The following is a 23,057-nucleotide window of genomic DNA, read 5'->3' on the forward strand; positions in this document are numbered from 1 at the left end:
ATTGGCGTTCGGTTTCTGCCTTGTAGCGAGCAGTCTATGAAGTCATGGAAGTGAACTTCACGAGCAGGACAAGCATTGAGGAGACTCTACTCCGAACCACGTACGTGAAGATAAGAAGAGAGTTGCGTGACGTCGAGGACATGCTGGATTTCTTTTGAGGGGTGGTACAGCTCGATATCAATCCCGCTCTGTTTGATCGCGGTGAGTACTCCCAGAATCCAGCTGGAGATGAGCCCCACGTCCATTAAATCGACAACCAGAACTTCACAATCATGATGTCGAATCATTCCGAGAAGCTGGTCTCGAACAGAGTCCGCAAACAGTGGATTTTCGAGATGTTTTCCCTCAAATCCTATGACTGTGAGTCTACCGGTTTTGTAGATGTGAAATAAATTTGAGGTGGAAGTGTTCATAGTGGCGCCCGCAATTTAAAGGTGATTTGATGAACCATTCATCACACAGGCGAGGCGGCAGGGTGAAGAACAGTTATCAACGTCACTGATCAGTATGCCCACTTAATGAACAAAAACGCAAGAACTTCTTGTTGAGGTTCTTGCGTTTTTGAGTGACGCGCTGAGTTTTGGCGAAGCAACTTCTTGATTCATTCAACCTGATTTAACCGGTCGTTGACATCAAAGAAAAATGTCAATCGGGTGTGTCGACTGGCTGTTGCAGCGGATTTTTACAGGTTCGATGGAACCTATTTGGCGAGAAGGTTTTTGTAAATCTCTGCACCTTTCACCAAGGCTGAGTCGATTTTTGAAGCATCTTTTCCGCCTGCTTCTGCCAAGTCTGGACGTCCTCCTCCTCCGCCACCGACGATCTTGGCAGCTTCTCGGACACAGTCACCAGCTTTGACACCTTGTTTCACAAGGTCTTTACTCACGGCAGCGAGTAAAGCAACTTTCCCATCAATCTCGGCTCCCAGCAGGACTGCGATACTTTTTCCTTTTTGCCGTAATTGATCGGCATACTCACGGAGCGTTTCACGATCAACATCTTTCAGGTGATGGCAAACAACTTTGGCGTCGCCGACTTGTTCTGCATTTTCGAGTAGGTGACTCACAGCATCTTTCACCGAGGCTTTTGTGAATTGCGTCAATTGCTGCTTCAAGGTTTTCAATTCATCCTGGAGCAGTGAGACTTTCCGCGGCAGGTCTTCAAACTGCGGCGCTTTCAGTTGTTGAGCGACTTCTTTGAGAAGTTCCTCCTGGTCACGAATTCGTTCGAGTGCTTTCTTTCCGGTCGAAGCAACGATACGTCTCACCCCAGCAGCGACGTTTTCTTCTGACTCAATCCGGAAGACGCCGACCTGCCCGGTGTTTGTGAGGTGTGTTCCCCCGCACAATTCTTTGCTGTACTCGCCAATCGAGACCATGCGGACCCGGTCTGGGTATTTCTCACCAAACAGAGCCATCGCACCTTGAGCACGTGCTTCTTTGATGTCCATGAATGTTGTCGAAACAGATGCCCCTTCAGAGATTCGGGAATTGACAATGTCTTCGACCTTGCGCAACTCATCCGATGTCACAGCGCCACCGTGAGAGAAGTCGAACCTCAAGTGGTCGTTCTCAACTTTGGAGCCGCGTTGCATGGCGTGTTCGCCTAAGACGATGTGTAATGCATGATGCAGCAGATGCGTTGCTGAGTGTGCCCGCTGAATTCCGTGTCGACGGTGAGATTCAACTTCTGCATGGACCGAGGAGTTCAAGTGAACCTCTCCGGAACTCAACCGGCCGCGATGAACAATGAGTCCGGCATGCTTTTGGGTGTCGAGGATTTCGATCTCCCCTTTGCTGCTCTTTAAAACTCCCTGGTCTCCAACTTGACCACCGGATTCACCATAGAAGGGGGTCTGGTTTAAGAGTACATCGACGAGCGTCCCCGGTTGCGAAACGCTCTCGGCAGGTTTGCCGTCCACGATCATCCCGACGACAATGGCATCGGAACTGATTCCTTCGTAGGCCAGGAACTTGGTTTCGCCATGTTCCTGTTGAATTCCATCGAGTGGACCGGCAGCCATGACGCCCCAGGAAACATCTCCGCCGCTTCGGCGACGATGGTTCTCTTCGGCAATCTTGAAGCCGGCCATGTCAATCGTCAAACCTTGATCAGCCGCCAGTGCCGAGGTGAGATCGAGAATGAACCCATCTGTCTGATGAAGGTCGAAGACCTCTTTTCCGGGAAGCTCTTTCGTTCCGGAATTGTTGGCCTTTTTGACGAGCTTGTCGTACTTGTGCAGTCCCCGGTCAATGGTTCCGAGGAAGTGTTCCTCTTCTTCACGAATCGTATCCTGAACGTTTTCGACGGTCTGCTTGAGTTCCGGATATGGAACAGACATTAAGTCGACGACAGTCGGAACGATTTCGTGCAGGAACGGTTCTTTATGGCCAAGGAGATACCCTTCCAGAAACGCACGGCGGAGCAACAGGCGAATGATATAGGCGTCCGCTTTGCTCCCCGGAGTTGCTCCTTCATGGATGGCAAATGTGCAAGCGCGAACGTGATCGGAAATCCTTCGAATCGCCCGACCTTCTTTGGCAGTGAAGTCGTATTTAGTCCCGACGACTTCTCCAGCTGCGAGGCAGAGAGGTTTGAGAATGTCGATTTCGTAATTGCTTTCAACACCCTGCAAAACTGCAGCAGTCCGTTCGAGTCCCATTCCGGTATCGATGTTCTGTTTCGGAAGTGGCCGCAAGTTGTCTGGTGGATCGCCGACGCGGTTGAACTGGGTGAAAACAAGGTTCCAGATTTCGACCTCTTTGCCACCACTGGGTGGGTGATAGTAAATCTCGCTGCAGGGACCGCAGACACCGTCTGGTCCTTTTGAAGGAGCTTCTGCCGGCCAGAAGTTTTCATCTTCACCGAGCCGTTGAATTCGATCCTTCGGCAGGCCGATCTCTTTCTCCCAGATGTTGAAGGCTTCGTCGTCGTCGAGGTAGACCGTCACACTCAACCGAGTCGGATCGAGCGCGAGCCAGTTGCTATCAGTCAGAAATTCCCAGGCCCAATGGATCGCTTCCCGTTTGAAATAGTCTCCGAATGAGAAATTCCCGAGCATTTCGAAGAACGTATGGTGATAGGCGGTCACTCCGACATTGCTGATGTCGCCGGTCCGCAAGCACTTCTGGCTGGTCGTCGCGCGAGTGAATTCCAGTGGACCGATGCCAAGAAATTGATTCTTGAACTGGTTCATTCCCGCAGGTGTGAAAAGAACCGTCGGATCATCCTTGGGGACAAGAACATCGCTCGGGCGCCGGACACAGTCCTTGGATTCAAAGAATGACAGATATGCTTCGCGAAGTTCGTTCGTATTCATTGTGAGTCTGTGTTCAGGCGGCTAATTTTTTATTTAGAGCATCTTTTGAATTGATGTTCAGGCTCTGCCTCGTGGTGAACAGCAATTTTATTGATGGAACGCGTTCTTTACGGGCACACGGCAGGGCAAACTGCTCTAAGTTCGAGATGCTCGCATATCTTAACGTCCTTCAATTCGATCCCAAGACCAAAGGGGCGAAAGAAGCAGACGTTTGGAATTATCCCGGGGAAGTTCATCAAACTGCTGGGTGACGACCCGGCTAAGTTCGATTTGTCCAAAATCCTTGAATGATGGACAGTGATTCTATCGTTTTCGACGTTTGAACGCATCGGTAAATGGAGGGGTGTCGTAGGTGGTTCCGTCTCCAGTCACTCGGGGATCACCTGTCTCTCTCAGAACGCTGAAGAGCCGGGTTGACAGTTGCTCGCGAACTTTCGAGTAATCGGCATTTCCCGCAAGATTGTTCAGTTGATGTGGATCTTTCTTGATGTCATAAAGCTCTTCTTTGGGGCGTAATCCGAAGGCAATGTCCAGGTATTCCTGCATCTCAGGCTTGCCAAGTCCGAGGGTGATATAAGCTTTTGTGGGGCTGGCGTCCAAGTCTCCGTAGGCTGCGAAAGTGTTGTTGGCGAGTTCATCGTACGTCGGCAGCGGTTCGACTGGCTTGCCGAAGCCATTGCCATCCCCCATCGGATATCGCTCAGGCTTGAAATTGTGAATGTAGAGAAAGTCTTTTGTCCGAATCGCACGCTGAGGGTACGGGAGATTGCCTTCTCGGACACTGGCAACATGTCGCTCTCGGCCCGTGATGACCGCATCGCGCGAAGCATCAACGAGACCTGATGAGCCGGCTTCTAAAACGTTCAATAAGCTACGGCCCGTCATCACCGTGGGAGGTTCGATGCCTGCTGCTTCAAGAAACGTTGGAGCAAGATCCGGAAGGCATACAAAATCTTCGACGATACGACCGGCTGGAACATTCTTCCCCCAGCGAATCGCCAGCGGGACATGAGTCCCCAAATCGTACAAATTGCACTTCCCGCGAGGAATTCCCGGGACGCCATGATCTCCGGAAACGATCACGATGGTGTTTTCCAGCTCGCCCAGACGTTCAAGTTCATCGATCAAGACCCCCAGACCATTGTCAAACGCCTGAACTTCACCCAGATAGTCAGCGAAGTCCTCGCGGACAATGTGAACGTCCGGCAAGTACGGAGGAAGTTTTCCTTCGAGTTCGTCTGGATCAATTCCCCAGAGTGCTTTTCCAGAACCTTTGATCCACTTACGATGACAGTTCGTCGGACCAAACCAGTAGCAAAACGGCTCATTCTTGTCGCGATCCTTCAAGAATGATGTGAAGTTGCCGCGCACTTCATCGTAAAGCGTTTGCTTGGCAGCCTCAGGATTTTCTGCCGCAGAAGCAAATTGAGAGAATCGGTTGAATTTGTTTCCGCTCTTGTTGTAAGCCGTTCGACGGGCTCCGTATGGGGCATTCGCGACCGTTCCCGGACTCCAGACTTTGTAGCTGTGTCCGATGTGATACCCTTCTTTTTCTAACAACAACGGATAGGTCGGGATTGTTTCATCCCAAATGGCACCTTGCAGAATCGCCCCTCGTCCGGTTCTCCAGAAGTACTGACCTGAAAGCAACGAGCTGCGACACGGGGTACACGATGGAGCGTTCACAAATGCGTTTTTGAAGAGAACTCCTTCTTTTGCGATCCGGTCAAAGTTCGGCGTTGCCACCAGATCGCTCGGCCCACCAGGTTCGAGTTTCGCATAGGCGCTGGCATAGCGTCCCCAGTCGTCTGCAAATGCAAACACAATGTTTGGTCGACTCGCAGCTTCCAGAGGACCAGCAAAAACGATCCCAAAGAACAGTGTGAGTCGTACCAATCGTTGGATGAGTGACTTCATAGGTGGACACATCTTGCTTGAAATGACTGATTGAAAGTGCTTGCCCCGCTCATAAAACCGGTCTTCCTGCATTCATGCAATTAAGAAGGAGTTCGGGTTGGGTTTGTTGCGACTAAGAGTATAGATGATATCGTGCATGGCGAGAATTTTCAGCGTTTTTTCATGCGATCGTTGTGCAGGGGCTCTCAAGGGATCGAATAGAAAAGTGATTTTCTCAGTGGTTTAGAACTGGTCTCAAAACTTTCTGTTCACTTCTCTGATACAGAGGAGGGTCGCAATTCCATAGGTTTTGAAGCAGCTCAAGAGTCCTGAAGTATGTGTGAAGACCGATTCGTCGCGATAGTGATCTCGAGTTGACTGAGAAGTTCATGTGACATTTTCGAGCTAAGGACTAGAATCGAGGGACTCAGATGTTTCGACCTGTTTTGGTTGACTCTGGAACCAGTCCGAAAACTTCTGGAATAGCTGCTTTTCGCCACGTTTGAGAGAGCAATTTCAAGTTTCGGGATCAATTTTGGAGTGATCAGAAACAGTTCTTCGAAACTGTGAACAAAATTGCGTTTTCGCAGTGAACATTGTCCTACCTTGAGCAATTCCTCTGCCGCGTACCCAACCGAACCACCAGACTCGAGAGTAAAAAAATACTGTGAAGGAACTCGTCTCACCCAGACAGGTCGCTCAGGCAATCGGCGCGAGTGAATCCTCTTTGAAACGCTGGTGCGATCAAGGAAAGATTCCGACGGTCTACACTGCGGGTGGACATCGGCGCATCCCGGTGAGCGGGGTTCTGACGTTCCTGAGAAAAGCCGGGATGGAGATTCGGAGTCCTGAGATCCTCGGACTCCCAGCAGCGACAACCGGCGGGGGAGAGCGAAAGCTTCACGAAGAACAGGCCCGCCTGCTGCAAGCTCTTGTTCGTGGGGAAGAAAGTGTTTGCGTTGAGGTGACTCTCAATCTGTACCTTGCGAATTATCCAATGAGCCTGATTTGTGACGAAGTGCTGGCGAAGTCCTTCGAGCAGATCGGTGAGAAGTGGGGCTGCGGAGATGTCGCGGTGTATCAGGAACGGCGTTCTTGTGAGTTATGCCACCGTGTGATGCATGAACTCCGTCGCTCTCTCCCCGAACTTCCAGTGGACGCCCCGGTCGCTGTCGGCGGAACAATCGATGGCGATCCTTATACACTTGCCTCGGCGATGGCGGAACTCGTTCTCAGAGACTTAGGATTTCGGGCTGCATCGCTCGGGAACATGCTCCCTTTCTCCTCGCTGGCTCAAGCCTTGTGTGAGACTCAACCGAAACTCTTCTGGGTGAGTGTTTCAACAATTCGTGATCTTGATCGGTTTCTTGAAGAGTTCGACCGCCTCTCGACACTCGCATTCGATAATCAGGTGACTCTGGTCGTTGGGGGAAAGGGGTTGACTGATGACGTTCGAAAGCAAATGAAATACAGTGCCTTCTGCGATAACTTCCAACACCTGGCAGCCGTTGCAAAACAAGTCGTCACCAATTCATCACAAGCAGGCGAATAAGCCCTGCGAAGAAATTGATTTTCTAACAGCGTGAAAGTCGCAATTGCGAGCAATGCCTGAACTCTCCCCGACCGAACTGGACTCTGCCCGGAGTTTAATCCAGACAGCCTTCGCTGAAGATCTGGCGGATTCGGAAGATATCACAACGAACTCACTCGTTCCCGTGACAGCGACCGGGAGCATCAACGTTGTTTCAAGAGAATCGGGAGTGTTGAGTGGCTGCGTGGTTGCGAAAGAAATTTTTGAAATCTTTGATTCGCAAATTCAATTTGAATCACTCCTGCATGATGGGGCAAAGTTAGAACCGGGGAGCGTGATCGCAAAAATTTCTGGTTCGATGCGTTCCATTCTCACAGCTGAGCGAACCGCATTAAATTTCCTCACCATGCTCAGCGGGACAGCGTCATTGACTCGGAAGTTCGTCGATGCCGTAGCTGGCACAGAAGCAAAAATTTTGGATACCCGGAAAACACTTCCGGGAATCAGAGAGCTGCAGAAATTCGCAGTACGCTGCGGAGGCGGAACCAACCACCGCATGGGGCTGTTCGATGCTGTCCTCATTAAAGATAATCATCTCGCATGGTGGTCCGGTGACGGTGATAACACTCTTGCAAACGCTGTGGCATCCTCTCGAAAGATGGTTGCATCAGAAGTGATCGTCGAAATTGAAGTTGACTCGCTCGATCAGTTCAGAGACGCAGTGCAAGGCGATCCGGATATCGTATTGCTGGACAACATGACTCTCGAACAACTTCGGGAAGCCGTTCGCTTTCGTGATCAAAACAAACCAGCAGTTCAACTTGAAGCTTCCGGAGGTGTGACCCTGAAAACAGTCGCCGACATCGCAGCGACCGGAGTTGACCGAATCAGCGTAGGAGCTCTCACGCATTCTGCAGTTGCCCTCGATATCGGCTTCGACTGGAGAAGCTAGAACACTTCGTGTTTCTTGTGCCCGTGAAGAACGCGTTTCACCAGTGAAATTGCTGTACGCCACGAGGCAGAACGCGAACACCAATTCGAAAATGGCTATAGCAGCGCCGTAATTCTTTATTTGCCGCGACGGCGACTCTGCTTATTCGCGAGATCTGATAGATCCAATTCGAAGAAACCGCTGAGGCGAATGCTTGAGTGGATTTCTTTGATTCGTTCTGAAGATGGTTCCAGAGCGGGTGACATTTTCGAGCTTAAAACAACAACGATTGAGTGAAGTCAATTTGACCGGTTGCGAAATGGATCAGGAGTTGCCATTCTCACAATTGTGAGCGATTCTGATTTCATTGATAACATCCGACATCGGCTGAACTTTTCAATATGTACACGTTGTTGATTCTATATGCGCTCGTCGCTGTTGGGTTTTCTTTTTTCTGTTCGATTGCAGAAGCAGTCCTGTTGAGTGTGACTCCTTCTTTTATTGCAACGCTGAAAGAGAAGGGGAAACCGTCAGCGACGTTGCTCGAAAAACTCAAGGGGAATGTGGATCGTCCGCTTGCTGCGATTCTCAGCTTGAATACCGTCGCACATACAGTGGGGGCCGCCGGCGTTGGTGCTGAAGCTGCGAAAATCTGGCAAACGGAACATGCCGGTGGACACGCTGTCGGCTGGGCCTCTGCAGTCATGACGCTCGTTATTCTGGTTCTCTCTGAAATTATTCCAAAGACAATTGGAGCCGTCTACTGGCGACCTCTTGCCGGACCGATTGCTTACATGGTGAGCTGGTTGATTTTGGTTTTATACCCGCTGGTTCTGCTCTCCGAGAAGTTGACTCAACTGATTGGTGGGAAAGATCGTGAAGGAATTATTACACGTGAAGAAGTTGCAGCCATGGCACACATCAGTGCTCAGACTGGGCAAATTGAAGCCAGTGAGTCCAGGATTCTGGCGAACTTGTTCAAGCTGCAAGTTCTGGTCGCGGAAGATGTCATGACGCCGCGAACGGTGATCCGGGCATTTCCACAATCAATGACCGTGAACGAAGTCGTGCAACAGTTTCCGATGCTTGCTGTCTCGCGGATTCCGATTTATGAAGTGGACATCGATAGCGTGACCGGCTTTGTTTTAAAGTCAGACATTTTGCTTGCTCAAGCGAATGAGAAAAAACAAACAACCCTCAAAGAACTTGGTCGAGAGATCAAAAAAATTGCCGCGTCGACTCCGCTTTCTGAACTTTTCGATCTACTCCTGAATGAACGAGCACACATCGCGCTGGTTTTGGATCAGTATGGTGGGACCGATGGATTGGTCACGCTGGAGGATGTGATTGAAACGCTGCTCGGTATGGAGATTGTCGACGAAGCTGACAAAGCTGACGACATGCAAAAGCTTGCTCGCAAGCAATGGGAGAAGCGAGCCAAAGCGATGGGGCTCGAACCATAAAGATAACTCGTACGGCCTCGTGCAGAAATTACTTACAAAACAAAGAGATGTCACTACGATAACATCAAAAAACGGAACTGAAAAAATGCTTCTGCGAATTCCTCTGTTCGTGATTTTCCTGTTACCATTTTGTTCGATTTGCGATGCTCAGGAAGTTCCCTCAAAAATCGTTGCTGAGAATGCCAAGGCTGGTAGCCTGGATTGGCAATTAACCCGAGTTCGTCCTGATTCCGGGGGATATCGTTCACCTGCAATTGAAGGATACTGCTCAAAACAAAGTGTTGCAGCTGGCGAATCCATCGATGTCATGATCTCGACTGATCCGCCATCGCCCTACAAAATTGAATTCTTTCGCATGGGGTATTATGGCGGGCGTGGTGCTCGATTGATGAAGACGATCGATCGCCTCGAAGGAAAAACACAGCCGATCCCTGAACCGGGAGAAAAGGCACTTCATGAATGCCAATGGGAAACTTCGACCTCGCTGACGATCCCGGAAGACTGGTTGAGCGGAGTCTACCTGGGGCGGATGACAACACTCCCAGAGAGTGAAGAGAAGCCGTATTGGCAAAGCTACGTGGTCTTCGTAGTTAAAGATGACCGACCGGCGGATGTGTTGTTTCAAGTTTCTGACAACACTTGGCAAGCCTACAATCGCTGGCCCAGTAATTATTCCGTATACACCCATCCGAAAGGTGTACAAGGTCCGTGGGCAGATGTCAGCTTTGATCGACCATACGGAAAAGAAGCTCAATTTACTGGAGTCGTCGCTGACCCGTTGACGTTCGGATCGGGCGAGTTTTTGCCATTCGAGTTTCCGTTGTCGTACTGGTTAGAAAAGCACGGTTACGACGTTTCTTACTGCTCGAACAGCGACATGTTGACGCCAGATCGAGGCCAGAAATGCAAAGTCTTTATCAGTATTGGACACGATGAATATTGGGATATCCGGCAGTTCGAAAGCGTCACAAAAATGCGCGACTCCGGTGTGAATTTGCTGTTCCTGTCTGGAAACAGTGTTTGCTGGGTTGCACCGTTTCGTGACTCTTCATCAGGAAATCCGAATCGTATTTTCTTTCGAGCAGGCCCATACGGAGCTCAGAACGACTATGCACTTGAGAGAATTGAACTGAATGGTCCATTCCCGGAGCATGGTCCTGATGAAGGTCTTCTGATGGGCGTACGAAATGTCAGGCCGGTCAACGGTGGCGGCGACTGGGTCATTACAAAACCGGACCACTGGATGTTTGACGGGACAGGAGTCAAAAAAGGTGACAGAATTCCTGGTCTGATCGGCTGGGAATATCACGGTCAGCCTGCCGACATCCCGGGTTTGGAAGTCGTCGCGGCGGGGACCGCCTTTCAGGGCGGCGTCAATCCGCAACAATGGGCGGCGACAATTTACCCGGGACCAAAAGAGAACTTCGTCTTTAATGCCTCAACAATCTTTTGGGCGCAAGGTCTCTCATCTCCACCAGGTCACGTTCTCCCATGGTCACACTGGAGTCGGCCACATGGTCCCGATGAGCGGGTTCAAAAGATCACCCACAATTTGCTCAAGCGGGCAATTGAGTAAGTTGAGAAGGCTGAGTAGACACTTCGCGTGATCGCCCGGTTCATAGAGAAGAACCGGGTGATCAAAACGCGTTCAGGTTTCAGAGTACGAGTGGCTGACGTCCCGCGTTGAGCGCTCTCACAGAAATCCAGGATTGAAATTCAGTTCAGTCTCATCGAATGAGCGATTCCTGTTCTGAATATCGTTCTTCATGGAGACTGCAACTCGGAACATGCGAGTTTATCGACTCAACGTTTCCAGCAATAAATTGTCGTGTGGATAAGGATGCCCTTTGTGCTGGCGGAAGCCTTCGCCGTACTCTGCGTTGATTTGCTCGCCACGCTTTTTCGCCCAGCGTTTGCAGCTTTCGAGGTACTCATCCATCCCGTGTTGCTGCCGCAACCATGCGCGCTGACTTTCGTGACAGGCGAGCATGTCGATCTTCAGTTTGAAGGTCTCGGTCACATCAACGATGAAATCGTAAGGTGTCGGCTCGCCGAACCAGTCAACGCCCTCAATCGGATCGACGTAATACAGGTGCGGGATGTTTTTTGTAATCGGAGCCGGGTCCCATTGTTCGGTTGGATAGTTCGGAACCGAGGCTGCGAAACAGGCATCGCGAACCAGTTTGCTCGTCATTTCATGGTCGTTCATGTAGTCGACCGGGGGAGCCGTCAAGACGATATCTGGTCGAGCACGACGAACCGCTTCTGTGACACGTTTACGACTGTCGTCATTGAATTCAATGCTTAAGTCTTTGAACTCCAGGCACATGCATTCCGCGCCGAGCATCTCAGCTGCTTTTCGGGCTTCTGCACGGCGAACACGGGCGATTTCCTCCTGCCCCATCTCTGCCGAACCTTTATCGCCAGCGGTCATTGTGGCGATGACAATCTCACAGCCTTTGTCCTTGAGGATGGCGAGAGTTCCAGCGCACAAAATTTCGATATCATCGGGATGTGCATGAATCGCAAGAATTCGGGGGGGAGTCAGGTCTTTAGGCATCAATGAATTCCTTCAGCGGGCAGACGCTAGGTCGCTCTCATAGTATGGCTGTCGATCGCGAATTAAGGCGGATTGGCCAGATTCTACACAGCGGTCAATGGTTCGTATTTCGCTCAGTATCTCGCGAGCATGGGGACATGTAAAGCAACTCTTTCTGAATTCAAATTCACAAAAATTGATTAAAGAATCCAGGTATTTCGAACACAAAAATGAGCTCTCAGAGCTAGAGCATCATTCGAATTGGTGCTCAGGTTCTGCCTCGTGGCGAACAGTGGTTTTATTAGAGAAACGCATTCTTCACGAAGACACGATAGAGCAAACTGCTCTGATAGAAAATCGTCATCGAGCGTACGACACGCAAGAAATTTTCAGGAAAATTCAGAGAATGATAGAGTGATTTCAAACTGGTAAGTTCCGATGCGATGGCGATGTCTGACGTGAGTTTCTCGTGAATACTGAAAACTTAGGGATCGTAGTCTGGAAACATCTCACAAATTGCTAGACTCCACGTTGTGATTTTCTCGTGATATTTTTTGTTCAAACAAACAACAGGTCTGTGATGGCGGCGTTGGAACGACGGACGATTGGTGAACTGAACTGCCACGTGATTACAGCAGAGCATCCTGAATGCCTGGTTGTCCTGTGTCATGGATTTGGGGCGCCCGGGAATGACTTGGTCCAGATCGGTGCTTATCTGCTGGAGTCAAATCCGGAGTTTGTTGATCGTGTGACCATTGTCTTTCCGGAAGCTCCGTTGTCCCTCGCTGAGTTGGGGATGCCAGACGGAAGAGCATGGTGGCCGCTGGATATGATGCGGTTGAATCAGGTCGTTGAATCGGGAAATTATCGCGATTTGAGAGCCGAGTCGCCTGAGTTGCTTCCAAGTTCACGAGACAAAGTGCACCAGGTCATCACCGAGCTTCAGGCCGAGTTGAAGCTCGATATGTCTCAGACGATCGTTGGTGGGTTCTCACAAGGTTCGATGCTGGTCACAGATCTCACCCTGCATGCGAATCCGAAACCTGCTGGCTTGGTGGTCTGGTCAGGAACGTTACTCAATGAAGCTGTCTGGCGCCCCTTGGCTGACAGCCTGAGTGGACTCCCGATCGTTCAAAGTCACGGAACGACCGATGAAATTTTGCCGTTCGAGGCAGCGGAGTCGTTAAAAGAAATGTTCAACGAAGCGGGAGCCCAGACCCGCTTCTTGAAGTTTTCCGGAGGGCACACCATTCCCCCAGAAGCAATCCAAGCGACCTCCGAACTGATTCAGCCACTTCTGAAGCAGGCTGAATAAAAAGAGAAGATGTTCAGACTCGTGGCGAGCGGTCATCGAGCTTGAGTAGCAATCTGCGGAAATTCCCATAGAACGATTCTAAGGAAAATTTCTCAGCAGCAGACTCTTTTGCATTTTGAGAGATTTGCAGCCGAGCCCCCGGATCTTGGATCTTCTGCAACGAAGTCGCGAAATTGTCGGGGTCTTTGCACAGGAAACCTGACTGCGCCTGATCGATCTGTTCAAGAAATCCTCCTCTCTCATCAACAATCGGAACGCACCCTGCCCGCATTGCTTCCGCGACCGTGCGACCGAATGATTCCGTCAAGGTCGGATGATGATAGAGCATTGCGTGCCACTTCCAGAAAAGTTCTCTTGCGTTGCTGGAAGCTGAATGAAAGATCGCTCGTCCATGACAGGCTTGTCTGAGGGCCTCTTGAATTTGATGCGGCGCGCCGACGAATTCCCATCTCACCGTGGGAAATTGCTCTGAGAGAATGTTGTAAAACTTGATGAGTTCAGCGGGCCACTTTCTCAGGATGGGAGTGCAAATTCGACCAACAGTTAAATCTTCATCCAGCGATCGTGCCGGTCTGGAACCGGTCTGAGGAGGGATCGGAATCGGTTGATGAAGAACCTGTGGATTCCCCGGGATCTGTTGGGACAACCAGTCTGAACAGGCGACATGAAAAGTGCATTGCGCCCGAGTTCCACTGGAGTGCTGGTACTGCAGTGACGGAATTTGAGACCGAATTGAAATGCGATTCGGCGCAGTGTTATGCAGGATGACAAAGTCGGGAGAGTGCTTTTGAAGAATCGCTTCTGTCAATTTTGATTCAACACAGAGTTCGCAATGTGCAAAGGCAGCGACCGTTTCCTTGGTTGGTGGTGAAAGAAACAAGACGACATTTTCATGCCCGGTCAACGCATGGGTGATCGTCCAGGCACATGCGGCTGTTCCTCCACAAATATTTCCGACATTACAAACCTGTAAGAATTTCACTTTGAGAATCCTGTTTTCTCGACAGTTTTCAATCACGAACAACGCCGCTGGCATTCAATCAGCTTTGGAAAACCATTGTTGAAGATAGGTCTTACGGTCTCGTCGCCATTGTCTGCTTCGCGACGGCTGGCTTCTCGTCGTCCGATGCCCCAGATGCTCAACGGGTAGCCCCGGAACTTCCTGAACTCCTCGCAGTACCTGTTGTGATGATCGCTCGCGACTCTCGAAAGATTGAAGAATTCTGAGCTGAAGATCCGTGTCGGAAAAGTAGAGTCGATAACGCTCGTCGAATTGTCCGAGTCGATCAAAGTACGATTTCGCAAGCGCCAGGCACCATCCTTCGAGAAGTTTCCTCTTCGGAGATGTTGAGTCAAGATGCTGCGGAAATCTTGATTCAACACGTGATTTCGGACCGGAGATCAGGCACTCAGATTTGCGAATCGGCGCGATTAAACGCTCGCACCAGTCTCCGTGTGTCTCGACGTCGTTGTTCAAGAAGATCAGGAACACTCCCTGTGCGAGTTCCGCTCCACGGTTCCAGGAATAGGTGATTCCGCGATTCTCTGAATTTCGGACAACTTCAGTGTTCGAGAACTGGCGTTGTTGAATCGAACGTAACGCAGCCTTCGAACTTCCGTCGTCGACGAGAATAATCTGCATTGGGGATGAATGATGCTTGAGCAGCGACTCGATGCAGCGAATGGTCAAGTCGGCCTTTTCAAATTGAGGGACGATGATCGAAATTTCTGGTGTCACAAATCTGCCTCCCCATCTACAATCGTTTTCGAATGAGTGATCGCGTGTTGCCTCGTGGCGGACACCAATTCGAAAATGCTCTCACCCAAGTTCACGGACGCCTGCCTCTGAAGATGTCATAGAAGGTTGCGCTATCCGTTTTCCGGACTCGCAAAATGGGATTCTGACGAAGGAGGCAGCATGCGAGGTAGCATGAAATGGAGAGTTGTGAGAAATCTTTCTTCAGCTTCACTGCTGCAGATGTTTCGACTGGCAGTTGAACATCGTACTATTTGAGCAACAGGTCGCTGGGAGCATGCGATCATCGGTTTAACGATCAATTTTTATCTTCACTGGTTCAAAGAGTAGCAATGACTGATTCGGAATCTACTCAGCTGAATGTTGCAAAAGTTTTGGAACATTCGCATTCCCCTCGCAGTATTGCGAAACGTCTCTCGCAGCAGCATCAACCCTCGTACTTAAAAGATTTCGTGTACGGGGCGATTGACGGTGCAGTGACGACTTTTGCTGTTGTTTCTGGAGTCGCAGGGGCGGGGCTCTCGCCGAATGTGGTCTTGATTCTGGGAGTTGCGAATCTGGTGGGCGATGGCTTCAGCATGGCAGCTGGAAATTTTATGGGGACCCGGGCTGAGCAGGAACAACTGGCGATGTTGCGGTTGATGGAGGAGCAACACATCGAAGTGAATCCTGAAGGTGAGCGAGAAGAGATTCGCCAGATTTTTCAGGCCAAAGGTTTCGATGGAGAGTTGCTTGATCAAGTCGTCGACGTCATCACCGCCGATGAACATCAATGGGTTGAAATCATGCTTAAGGAAGAGCACGGGATGTCTTTAGTACCCACCTCGCCCTTCAAAGCAGCTGCGACAACATTCTTCGCGTTTTTCGGTGTCGGACTGATCCCGCTGTTGCCGTTTCTTGGAGTGTTAATCGGAGTCGACTTCAGTTCACAGCCGTATCTTGTCAGTACACTCCTCACAGCGGTTGCCTTCTTTATGGTCGGAGCTGCGAAGTCGCAATTTGTCGGCCGTCACTGGTTGTATTCTGGAATGGAAACACTTCTGGTGGGCGGACTTGCAGCTGGCTTAGCATTTCTCTGTGGAAGCCTGTTGAGTGGATTCGCATAGAATCAAACCGAGCAGTTTTGAAAAAGAAAGTACGCGACCTGTCTCGTGGGGATGGGTGATTCATCGCATGGGAAGCGTCCTTCACGGACACGAAAACACGAAGTGTTGCAGAGGGTTTTGAAAAAGAAAGTACGCGACCTGTCTCGTGGGGATGGGTGATTCATCGTATGGGATGCGTCCTTCACGGACACGAAAACACGAAGTGTTGCAGAGGGTTTTGAAAAAGAAAGTACGCGACCTGTCTCGTGGGGATGGGTGATTCATCGTATGGGATGCGTCCTTCACGGACACGAAAACACGAAGTGTTGCAGAGGGTTTTGAAAAAGAAAGTACGCGACCTGTCTCGTGGGGATGGGTGATTCATCGTATGGGATGCGTCCTTCACGGACACGAAAACACGAAGTGTTGCAGAGGGTTTTGAAAAAGAAAGTACGCGACCTGTCTCGTGGGGATGAGTGATTCATCGTATGAGAAGCGTCCTTCACGGACACAAAAACACGTAGTGTTCTAGCGAAGCACATCAGCTTGGAATCCGACGGTTGCGGAGGCTGCTGTGGAATTGCCGAGGTTTTTGAAATCTTTGAATGTCCAGACGACTTCTTTGTCTTTGGTGATTTCGATGAGCTGAGGATTGTCGGGGCCGGCGTGGCAATTGCCGATGATGAGATTTCCGTTCGGAAGAACTTCGAGCGAGGTCACCCACGCGAGGGTGATTCCTTCCAGATCGTTTTGATGAACTGACCAGACGACCTCTTTGCTCGGTGTCACTTCGATGACGCTGTGACCATTTCCGGTCGCGATCAATGTGTTTCCGTTTTTCAGGCGAAGAGAGTTGAAGGTTTGGTTGCCGAACGCTTCGGGACCGTGCCCTTTGGCTCGTTCTTTACCAAATAGTGGAACCTCGTACTCCCACACGATCTTTCCGTCTCGGTTGTATTCGGTGACTCGTCCTTCTGCCTCGTGGCAAACAAGATAGTTCCCAGATTCTATTTTGTGAGCCATGCGGACATCGCTGTGAGCGTTCGGTTTGGTGACCTGAAAAGGAAATTCGTGGACGATTTTTCCTTTGCGGTTCACTTCGATGATTCTCCCGACGCCGTTCTCGACAATCATGGTGTTGCCGTTTTCGAGTCTCTGAAATGCGTGGACTTCCAGCTTTTTGCCCTTGTTGCCGTGGCTGTTCGCGGAGTCATATTGCCAGACGACTTTGCCTTGGGGATTGATTTCAACCAGCTTTCCCCAGCCCTGTTGAGTTAAGAGATTTCCGTTTTCGAGTTGCTGAATTTTATGGACGGATCGCACTTTGTCAGTGGTCCATTCTACTTTCCCGTTTTCATCAAAGCGGACAATTTTCCCTTTGTCGGCAGCGATCACTTTGTGCCGAGGTGATGAAACCTCTGCTGCGGAGAGAGTTAGTTGAGTTCCAGCAAAGAACAGTAGAACAAGGGAACATTGCCGCATCATCGTCTCCGAAATCGCAATTGGTCAGCGTGGGTAAATCGTGACCGATACTTTAGTCGTTGCGAGAGTTGGAATCCATTCGCAGTGATCAATTTGGCCAGTGAGATGCATTGATCACGAAGGAGTCGGCTCTGTTATTCGTAGAGCGGAGCGTGTCGGTACGGAGTCTCCAGAATCAGGACACACATCACAGTCAGATACAATCTCCCTGCTTCGCGGCTTCGTTCGTGCGGAGCGCCGAGCGGTCGCAGGGGATGCCAACTCCCTTTGTCTCTCCCGCCAGAAGTTTGCCCCTTTACGATGAGAGGAAGGGTATGTTGAAACCATTGTTCCCAATTTTTATCGCCCAGATTGTGCAGCGTTTGTGCAGTGTAATACCAGGCGTAGACGTTCCTGCGATTTGGTTTCCACTCGGGGGTGTTTTGCTGATTATTAAGGAACTGAGCTCCGACTTGCATCGGCAGATGGTCTTTGGGCCAGCCGAGCCATTGGCGGCAGAGCAGGCCTTCTGCGGTCATCGAAAGTCGTTGCGGACCGTTCACGGGGAAATCTGGCCGATATTTATAAAAGGCAGGAGTCGATGGGCGTTCTTGAACCGAATCAAGAAAGCGTTCTGCCAGTGCGAATGTGTTCAGGTCGACGTTGATGTTCGCCATTCGTGCAGAGTGAAGTGCCATCAATGCCCAACCGGTCACCGAAAGGTCTCCGATTCCGTCGTCATTGAGGGGGCGATACTTCCAGCCTCCAAGCAACTGGTTTTGAGAGTCAATTAAAAATTGAACTCCTTTCTCAGCTGGTCCTCGCAGCGACTCATCTTCAGTGAGAGCCAGCGCTTCACAGTACGCAATTGTTGCCTGGGCATGCGAATAAAAATGAGCTTCTCGCCCCTGTTCTTCGATGTCAAAGAAATCTCCATTTGCTCTTTGGGTCTGCCTGAGCCATTCCAAGCCTTTGCGAACTTCGGTCTGATAGTCTCCGTCAATGTGTGTCTGCCCATCTCCGAGCAGGGCAAGCAGTGCGAGTGCCGTCGCGCCGGTGTCGGTCTCGATCGTTCCGGCATCGGCATAGTCACCGTTTAATCGCCAGCGACCATCAGTTTCCTGCTGTTTCACAATCCAGCGGAGCCCATCCTGGATGGCTTCGCGACCGGTTCCTTTCTTTGCTCCTTGCCCGGTCCCGTCAGCTTCACCTCGCTTCTGCTTTCTTAGCCGCAAAGAATTCGAAACATCAACCAGATTGAGAGACGGTTTGGTTTGCTGATTCTTCGGAGTTGTTGGAGCTTCAGCCGGTGTTTGCACAGTCGACTGCGACGCTTCCGAGTTTTTGTTCATGGAGATCGAAGGAATGACAATCGGCTGCACGATCTCAGGTGTTTCGGCAGGTTCTTGGGCATCTGATTCCACGATGGTCGACCAGCCTAATTCAAGAGGCGCAATCGTTTGCTCGGAAGATTGGAAGACAATCCACGTCAGGGTAAACAGGACAACAACGTGGAACGCTAAGCTGACTCCCAGACCGGGTACGCTTTGCTTCAATCCTCCCAGAGCACGTTTCCAGTCCGCTTTTTGGAACGAACGAATTTGCGCAAGGGCTCTCGAACGACGTCTTTTGCGACGACGCTTCCTGATTTTTGGCTGAGGTTGATCAGATGGAGAGGGTTGAGACATGGCAGGAATCAAAATTGATCGAGGCAATACCTCTGACTCATTAGAGCAGAACCATTTGAAAAGAAGCCGTGAATGGACTCTGCACAACGGGCATACACATCCGATTATCTTGGCAGATTCGTCCAGCACTGACGAGGAAGAGGCTCCGAGTATTTGCTAAGAGGTCCAGAAAGGCGAAAGCGTACAGTGAATTTCTGCTCACGAGTTGCTCGGAGATTGGTCGTCGCGTCCTGCCTCGTGGTGAGTGGTCTATGGAGTTGAGAGGGCGTTCTTCACGGGGACGTAAAGCATTGAAAATGCTCGGGGGCGATCCCAAGGTGATTTTCGCGTCGTGCCTCGTGGTGAGTGGTCTACGGAGTTGAGAGGGCGTTCTTCACGGGTACGTAAAGCATTGAAAATGCTCGGGGGCTTATTGAGAATAGACCGAGTGAAGTTTTGCGATGATTGCCTGTTCGAGGAGTGGGTCACGGCCTGCCGGGATCCATCTTGAGGGCGACGATTGTCCCACGACAGGATTGAGATCTCGATTGAGCGGTTTACTCTCTTCGAAGGTCGCTGCTCCGGGGGAATTGGCGGCTATTCCAGGGAGGTCTTCTTTCTCTTTATAGGCCGCGACTGAGACGAGGTACCCACCACCTTGCTCGTTCTGTTGCATGCTGATTTGAACAGTTCTGCGGACGGACTGCAGCGTTCCTTCCAGTCGACTCGAATAACCGACAGCATCCTTGTGCCACGGTTCGAAAAGACTTGCTCCGACTTTGGGGGATGTCTGCACGACTTTAGCTAATCGGTTTTCACGTTCAATTTCAAAGTTGAAATCATGTAACACGTCGATCGCCCGCTCCCAGACCAACTCTTCGTTGTTTGTGGCAACAAGTAGTGGATTGCCTGTGACTGGTGCGGCTCCCGGCGCAGATGCAAAACGTCCTCCAGGGGGAAGCGCACAACCGCTCAGGAGGATGAGCATCAGCAATGAAAGGGATTTCGGAATCACAAGACTTCGGAATGAAGAGGTCTAGATGGGAAGGGTGAGTGGATCGGAAGTTTCCAGCATTTTCCGTTTTGCTGCAAGACCTTTCTACTGAAGCACTTCTGTCGAACTTTTCAGGGTTGGTGAGTCGACATAAGTTCTTTTGAGACTGTAGGTTCGCACGTCTGGAAGGGCTTGAAAATGGAAATTTTGACGTCAGGAAGTTAAGATGAGATCCCTGCGAGGGAAGTGTTCGTTCGCAGGATTTGAAAAATTATCTTGATTTGAGGTTGTGAGAGATGTCGCTTCAACACAAAAAGACGTTTTCTGTCGTACTGGCGACTGGTCTCTTGTTGAGCTTCGGGGGAAGCCTGCAAGCAGTCGGTCCAGACGAGGCGAAATTGAAAGACTCCCGTCAGCAGGGCATCAAATATCTTTCGGTGACTCAATCGGATGATGGCAGTTGGACTTCGCCCCACGCTCCGGGGATCACTGCACTCGTTGCACATTCCTTATTGCAAAGTGGTGTCAGTCGGGAAGATGAAGTTGTTCAAGCAGCTTTTGCTCATTTGAAAAGTCACCTCAAAGCAGATGGTGGAATCTATGACGTCGATTCCAGTCATCGTAATTACGAAACGTCGATTGCGCTGATGGCCTTTCAGGCTGCCAATACTGATGGTCGTTACAACGAACTGATTCAGAACGCTGTCAAATTCCTCAAGAAGGTTCAGTGGGACGAAGAAGAAACCGGGAGCAAAGCGGACCCTGCGTTTGGTGGTTCAGGCTACGGAAAGCATCAGCGTCCCGACCTTTCCAATACGACGTTCTTTGTTGAAGCGTTGAAAACTGCAGGCGTCTCTTCAAATGATCCTGCAATGCAGAATGCACTGACTTTTATTTCTCGCTGTCAGAATTTGGAAAGTGAGCACAACACCACTGAGTTTGCATCGAAGGTCAATGACGGAGGGTTCTACTACACAATTGCAGCTGGTGGTTCTTCACAAGCTGGCACAACTCCGAATGGTGGACTTCGTTCGTATGCGAGCATGACATACGCAGGACTCAAGAGCATGATTTACGCTGGAGTTAAAGAAGACGATCAGCGAGTGAAGGCGGCTCGAAACTGGATCAAGCAGTTTTATACGCTTGATGAAAACCCGGGTATGGGGCAACAAGGTCTGTTCTACTACTACCACACATTCGCCAAAACTCTGGCTGTCTTAAAGGTTGACGAGTTCGAAGAAGCGGACGGCACGAAGCACGATTGGCGTCAAGAACTTGCGAACCATTTATTCCAGGTTCAGAAAAAGAATGGAAGCTGGGTGAATCCCACAGATCGCTGGTTCGAAGGTGACCCGAATTTAGTGACAGCATATGCTCTTCTGGCTCTCAGCTACTGCGACCCGCCGACCTCGAACTGACTTCGAACTGGGGGTGGCTTGGGGTCGGCCTGTCCGATTCAATCTCAAATTGATTGCGTCTCGATGAGACGTTCCATGAAAAAAGGCATCAGTAAGAATTTACTGATGCCTTTTGAACATTCATCATCTTCGGAATTTACTTTTGTGCAACAAGTTCTGGAGCAACTGGTGCGATAGGTGCTGGATCAGCACTGCGTGTGGTTGCTTTCCAGGTTGCCACTCGGACAGCTGATGGAGTGGCTGCCGGTTGTGTTGCGACAGGTTTTTGAGTCGGTTGCTCAACTTCCTGAATAGCAGGGGTTGGCTCATACTGATCACGATAGACAGGTGACTGGAGTGGAATCGTTTGCTTTTCTCCGAAGGATTGAAGCTTCGTGTTTCCTTTTGTTCCACCTGCTGATTGAGTGTTGTCGTCTCCTCCTGCAGTCGTCGCAGGTGTTGGCTCTGCGGCAGTTGCAGTTCCGTTGAAGTTGGAATCGTAAACGACTTTTGTGCGATTCCCCATGAAGACGGTTTGCTTCTTCATGCGTGTTTCGTAAGCGGTCACTTGCTCATCAACATAGACAGTTCGTTGGACTGGAACCTTCTGAACTGTTGTCACAGGAACCTGTCGAGAAACGTTGTAGCTGACTTGTCGAGTGGTCGGAATCTGCACAGTCCGCTGGACTGGGACATTGTAAGCGACAACATTGGGAACGAATTGACGTCGAGCGACAACATTCGGGGTGATCGAGTTGCGGAAGGCGTATCCGAGGCGATTAATCTCACCCACTAATCCGGGTCGGCCATCGTAAGCACATGGTGACATTTTCGGGACAGGCTGGTAGGCCGTTTGCCAGTAACTGTTGTTACGAGTGACCTGTCGGCATTCGTTGACTGTCTGAGTGACGTAAGATGGAACGTTGACCGTCTTCACTTCATTGACGGTTTGATAAGTCGTCACCTCACGGTCTTGCATTTCCGTGATCACCTTGGCGACCTTAACTGTTTTCTGGACCGGGACGACCTCTGGGACTTCGACGGTCTGGTAAACAGGCTCCTGTACTGTTTTCATACAGGGGCATGGATTGACGGAAGCTGTCTGATACGTCGGGGCGTAAGCAACAGGTCCGCAATTGAGTGTTGGAGCAATGCTCGCCACAGGAGCGGTTCCACAAGGACCACAAGGAGCAGAGCCAAAAAACTGTGCATTCACTGGTGAGGATAGGCCACACGCTGTTGCCAGCAAGGCAAATCCGGTGATGGCACGGTTACGAATTCCGGGCATCTGAATGTTCCTGATCTTGAAAGGTTGAGGGAGGATTTTCCGAAAGGAGATTGAATCGGAACTGAGAAGAGATGTTGTTTCAGTCCCGCCTCGTGGGGGAGCAGCGTTTTATGGCAATATAAAATTTTGGTCAAGATGAACGGACAATTCTGCCGAAAGGAACTGACTGATTGCAATTGTTACACACTCCCCTCTCTCAACACGATTTGCCTCAAGTCTTGGACTGGGACCATCCGGTCATGAAATATCCTCGCTCAGAAGAGCGTAACTTCAGGAGTAGCAGGAAATTGCAACGTTTTCATCGGGATGGTACACTACGCGAACTCGCAGAATTTGTGTGACAACAGTGCCGTAACTCGGTGGGGCTGTGGTTAGAGCCAGTCCGAAAACCTCTGGAATAGCCGCTTGTCTCAAC

17 protein-coding genes are annotated in these 23,057 nt (G+C 50.5%); 7 read left to right on the forward strand and 10 right to left on the reverse strand.

The features are described 5' to 3' along the window. Positions 1-86: 86 nt before the first annotated feature. From Mal48_RS22120 to Mal48_RS22130, 3 genes are all read right to left on the reverse strand, one after another. Entirely contained in the window at positions 87-413 is a 327-nt protein-coding gene (locus Mal48_RS22120; RefSeq protein ID WP_145205061.1) for an STAS domain-containing protein, read from the reverse strand. Between the two features lie 287 nt (positions 414-700). After that, positions 701-3,319, reverse strand: coding sequence for an alanine--tRNA ligase (gene alaS / locus Mal48_RS22125; protein WP_145205064.1), 2,619 nt, complete (start codon positions 3,317-3,319; stop codon positions 701-703). A 303-nt stretch (positions 3,320-3,622) separates the two neighbouring features. Further along, positions 3,623-5,236, reverse strand: a complete 1,614-nt coding sequence (locus Mal48_RS22130; protein WP_145205067.1) for a sulfatase family protein — start codon at positions 5,234-5,236, stop codon at positions 3,623-3,625. Between the two features lie 646 nt (positions 5,237-5,882). On the opposite strand from Mal48_RS22130, the gene Mal48_RS22135 reads away from it, so the two are divergent. From Mal48_RS22135 to Mal48_RS22150, 4 genes are all read left to right on the forward strand, one after another. Beyond that, positions 5,883-6,767 (forward strand): MerR family transcriptional regulator, encoded by an 885-nt coding sequence (locus Mal48_RS22135; protein ID WP_145205070.1) that lies wholly within the window; start codon positions 5,883-5,885, stop codon positions 6,765-6,767. A 52-nt stretch (positions 6,768-6,819) separates the two neighbouring features. Then, positions 6,820-7,698, forward strand: a complete 879-nt coding sequence (gene nadC / locus Mal48_RS22140) for a carboxylating nicotinate-nucleotide diphosphorylase (protein WP_145205072.1) — start codon at positions 6,820-6,822, stop codon at positions 7,696-7,698. 380 nt (positions 7,699-8,078) lie between these two features. After that, complete coding sequence (locus tag Mal48_RS22145; protein WP_145205075.1) at positions 8,079-9,140, forward strand: CNNM domain-containing protein; 1,062 nt, start codon at positions 8,079-8,081, stop codon at positions 9,138-9,140. 85 nt (positions 9,141-9,225) lie between these two features. Beyond that, a complete protein-coding gene (locus Mal48_RS22150) occupies positions 9,226-10,716 on the forward strand; it encodes a N,N-dimethylformamidase beta subunit family domain-containing protein (RefSeq protein ID WP_197441913.1) in 1,491 nt (496 codons plus the stop codon). Between the two features lie 219 nt (positions 10,717-10,935). Here Mal48_RS22150 and Mal48_RS22155 read toward each other — a convergent pair whose 3' ends face one another. Then, positions 10,936-11,700 carry a PIG-L deacetylase family protein gene (locus Mal48_RS22155; RefSeq protein WP_145205078.1) on the reverse strand — a complete coding sequence of 255 codons (765 nt, stop codon included), beginning with the start codon at positions 11,698-11,700 and terminating at the stop codon, positions 10,936-10,938. Positions 11,701-12,259: 559 nt separating this feature from the next. Here Mal48_RS22155 and Mal48_RS22160 point away from each other — a divergent pair. Then, positions 12,260-12,994 (forward strand): alpha/beta hydrolase, encoded by a 735-nt coding sequence (locus Mal48_RS22160; protein ID WP_145205081.1) that lies wholly within the window; start codon positions 12,260-12,262, stop codon positions 12,992-12,994. 13 nt (positions 12,995-13,007) lie between these two features. Here the strand turns inward: Mal48_RS22160 and Mal48_RS22165 are convergent, their stop codons facing one another. Together Mal48_RS22165 and Mal48_RS22170 are read right to left on the reverse strand one after the other, a co-directional pair. Then, positions 13,008-13,976 (reverse strand): glycosyltransferase family 4 protein, encoded by a 969-nt coding sequence (locus tag Mal48_RS22165; protein WP_197441914.1) that lies wholly within the window; start codon positions 13,974-13,976, stop codon positions 13,008-13,010. 54 nt (positions 13,977-14,030) lie between these two features. Next, positions 14,031-14,732, reverse strand: a complete 702-nt coding sequence (locus Mal48_RS22170; RefSeq protein WP_197441915.1) for a glycosyltransferase family 2 protein — start codon at positions 14,730-14,732, stop codon at positions 14,031-14,033. Between the two features lie 350 nt (positions 14,733-15,082). On the opposite strand from Mal48_RS22170, the gene Mal48_RS22175 reads away from it, so the two are divergent. Continuing rightward, positions 15,083-15,856: a VIT1/CCC1 transporter family protein gene (locus tag Mal48_RS22175; protein ID WP_145205090.1), complete on the forward strand. Its 774-nt coding sequence runs from the start codon at positions 15,083-15,085 to the stop codon at positions 15,854-15,856. A 507-nt stretch (positions 15,857-16,363) separates the two neighbouring features. On the opposite strand, the gene Mal48_RS22180 is transcribed toward Mal48_RS22175, so the two are convergent. The 3 genes from Mal48_RS22180 to Mal48_RS22190 all read right to left on the reverse strand — a co-directional run bounded on the left by Mal48_RS22180 (position 16,364) and on the right by Mal48_RS22190 (position 19,978). Beyond that, entirely contained in the window at positions 16,364-17,320 is a 957-nt protein-coding gene (locus Mal48_RS22180; protein WP_197441916.1) for a beta-propeller domain-containing protein, read from the reverse strand. Between the two features lie 131 nt (positions 17,321-17,451). After that, positions 17,452-18,984, reverse strand: a complete 1,533-nt coding sequence (locus tag Mal48_RS22185) for a prenyltransferase/squalene oxidase repeat-containing protein (RefSeq protein WP_145205093.1) — start codon at positions 18,982-18,984, stop codon at positions 17,452-17,454. Positions 18,985-19,393: 409 nt separating this feature from the next. Then, positions 19,394-19,978, reverse strand: coding sequence for a hypothetical protein (locus Mal48_RS22190; protein ID WP_231739786.1), 585 nt, complete (start codon positions 19,976-19,978; stop codon positions 19,394-19,396). Between the two features lie 275 nt (positions 19,979-20,253). Between Mal48_RS22190 and Mal48_RS22195 the strand changes: the two genes are divergently transcribed. Further along, on the forward strand, positions 20,254-21,375 hold the full coding sequence (locus Mal48_RS22195) for a prenyltransferase/squalene oxidase repeat-containing protein (RefSeq protein WP_145205096.1): 1,122 nt from the start codon (positions 20,254-20,256) through the stop codon (positions 21,373-21,375). A gap of 136 nt (positions 21,376-21,511) precedes the next feature. Here the strand turns inward: Mal48_RS22195 and Mal48_RS22200 are convergent, their stop codons facing one another. Further along, entirely contained in the window at positions 21,512-22,642 is a 1,131-nt protein-coding gene (locus Mal48_RS22200) for a hypothetical protein (RefSeq protein WP_145205099.1), read from the reverse strand. Positions 22,643-23,057: the final 415 nt, after the last annotated feature.

The organism is Thalassoglobus polymorphus, assembly GCF_007744255.1.
GTDB lineage: Bacteria > Planctomycetota > Planctomycetia > Planctomycetales > Planctomycetaceae > Thalassoglobus > Thalassoglobus polymorphus.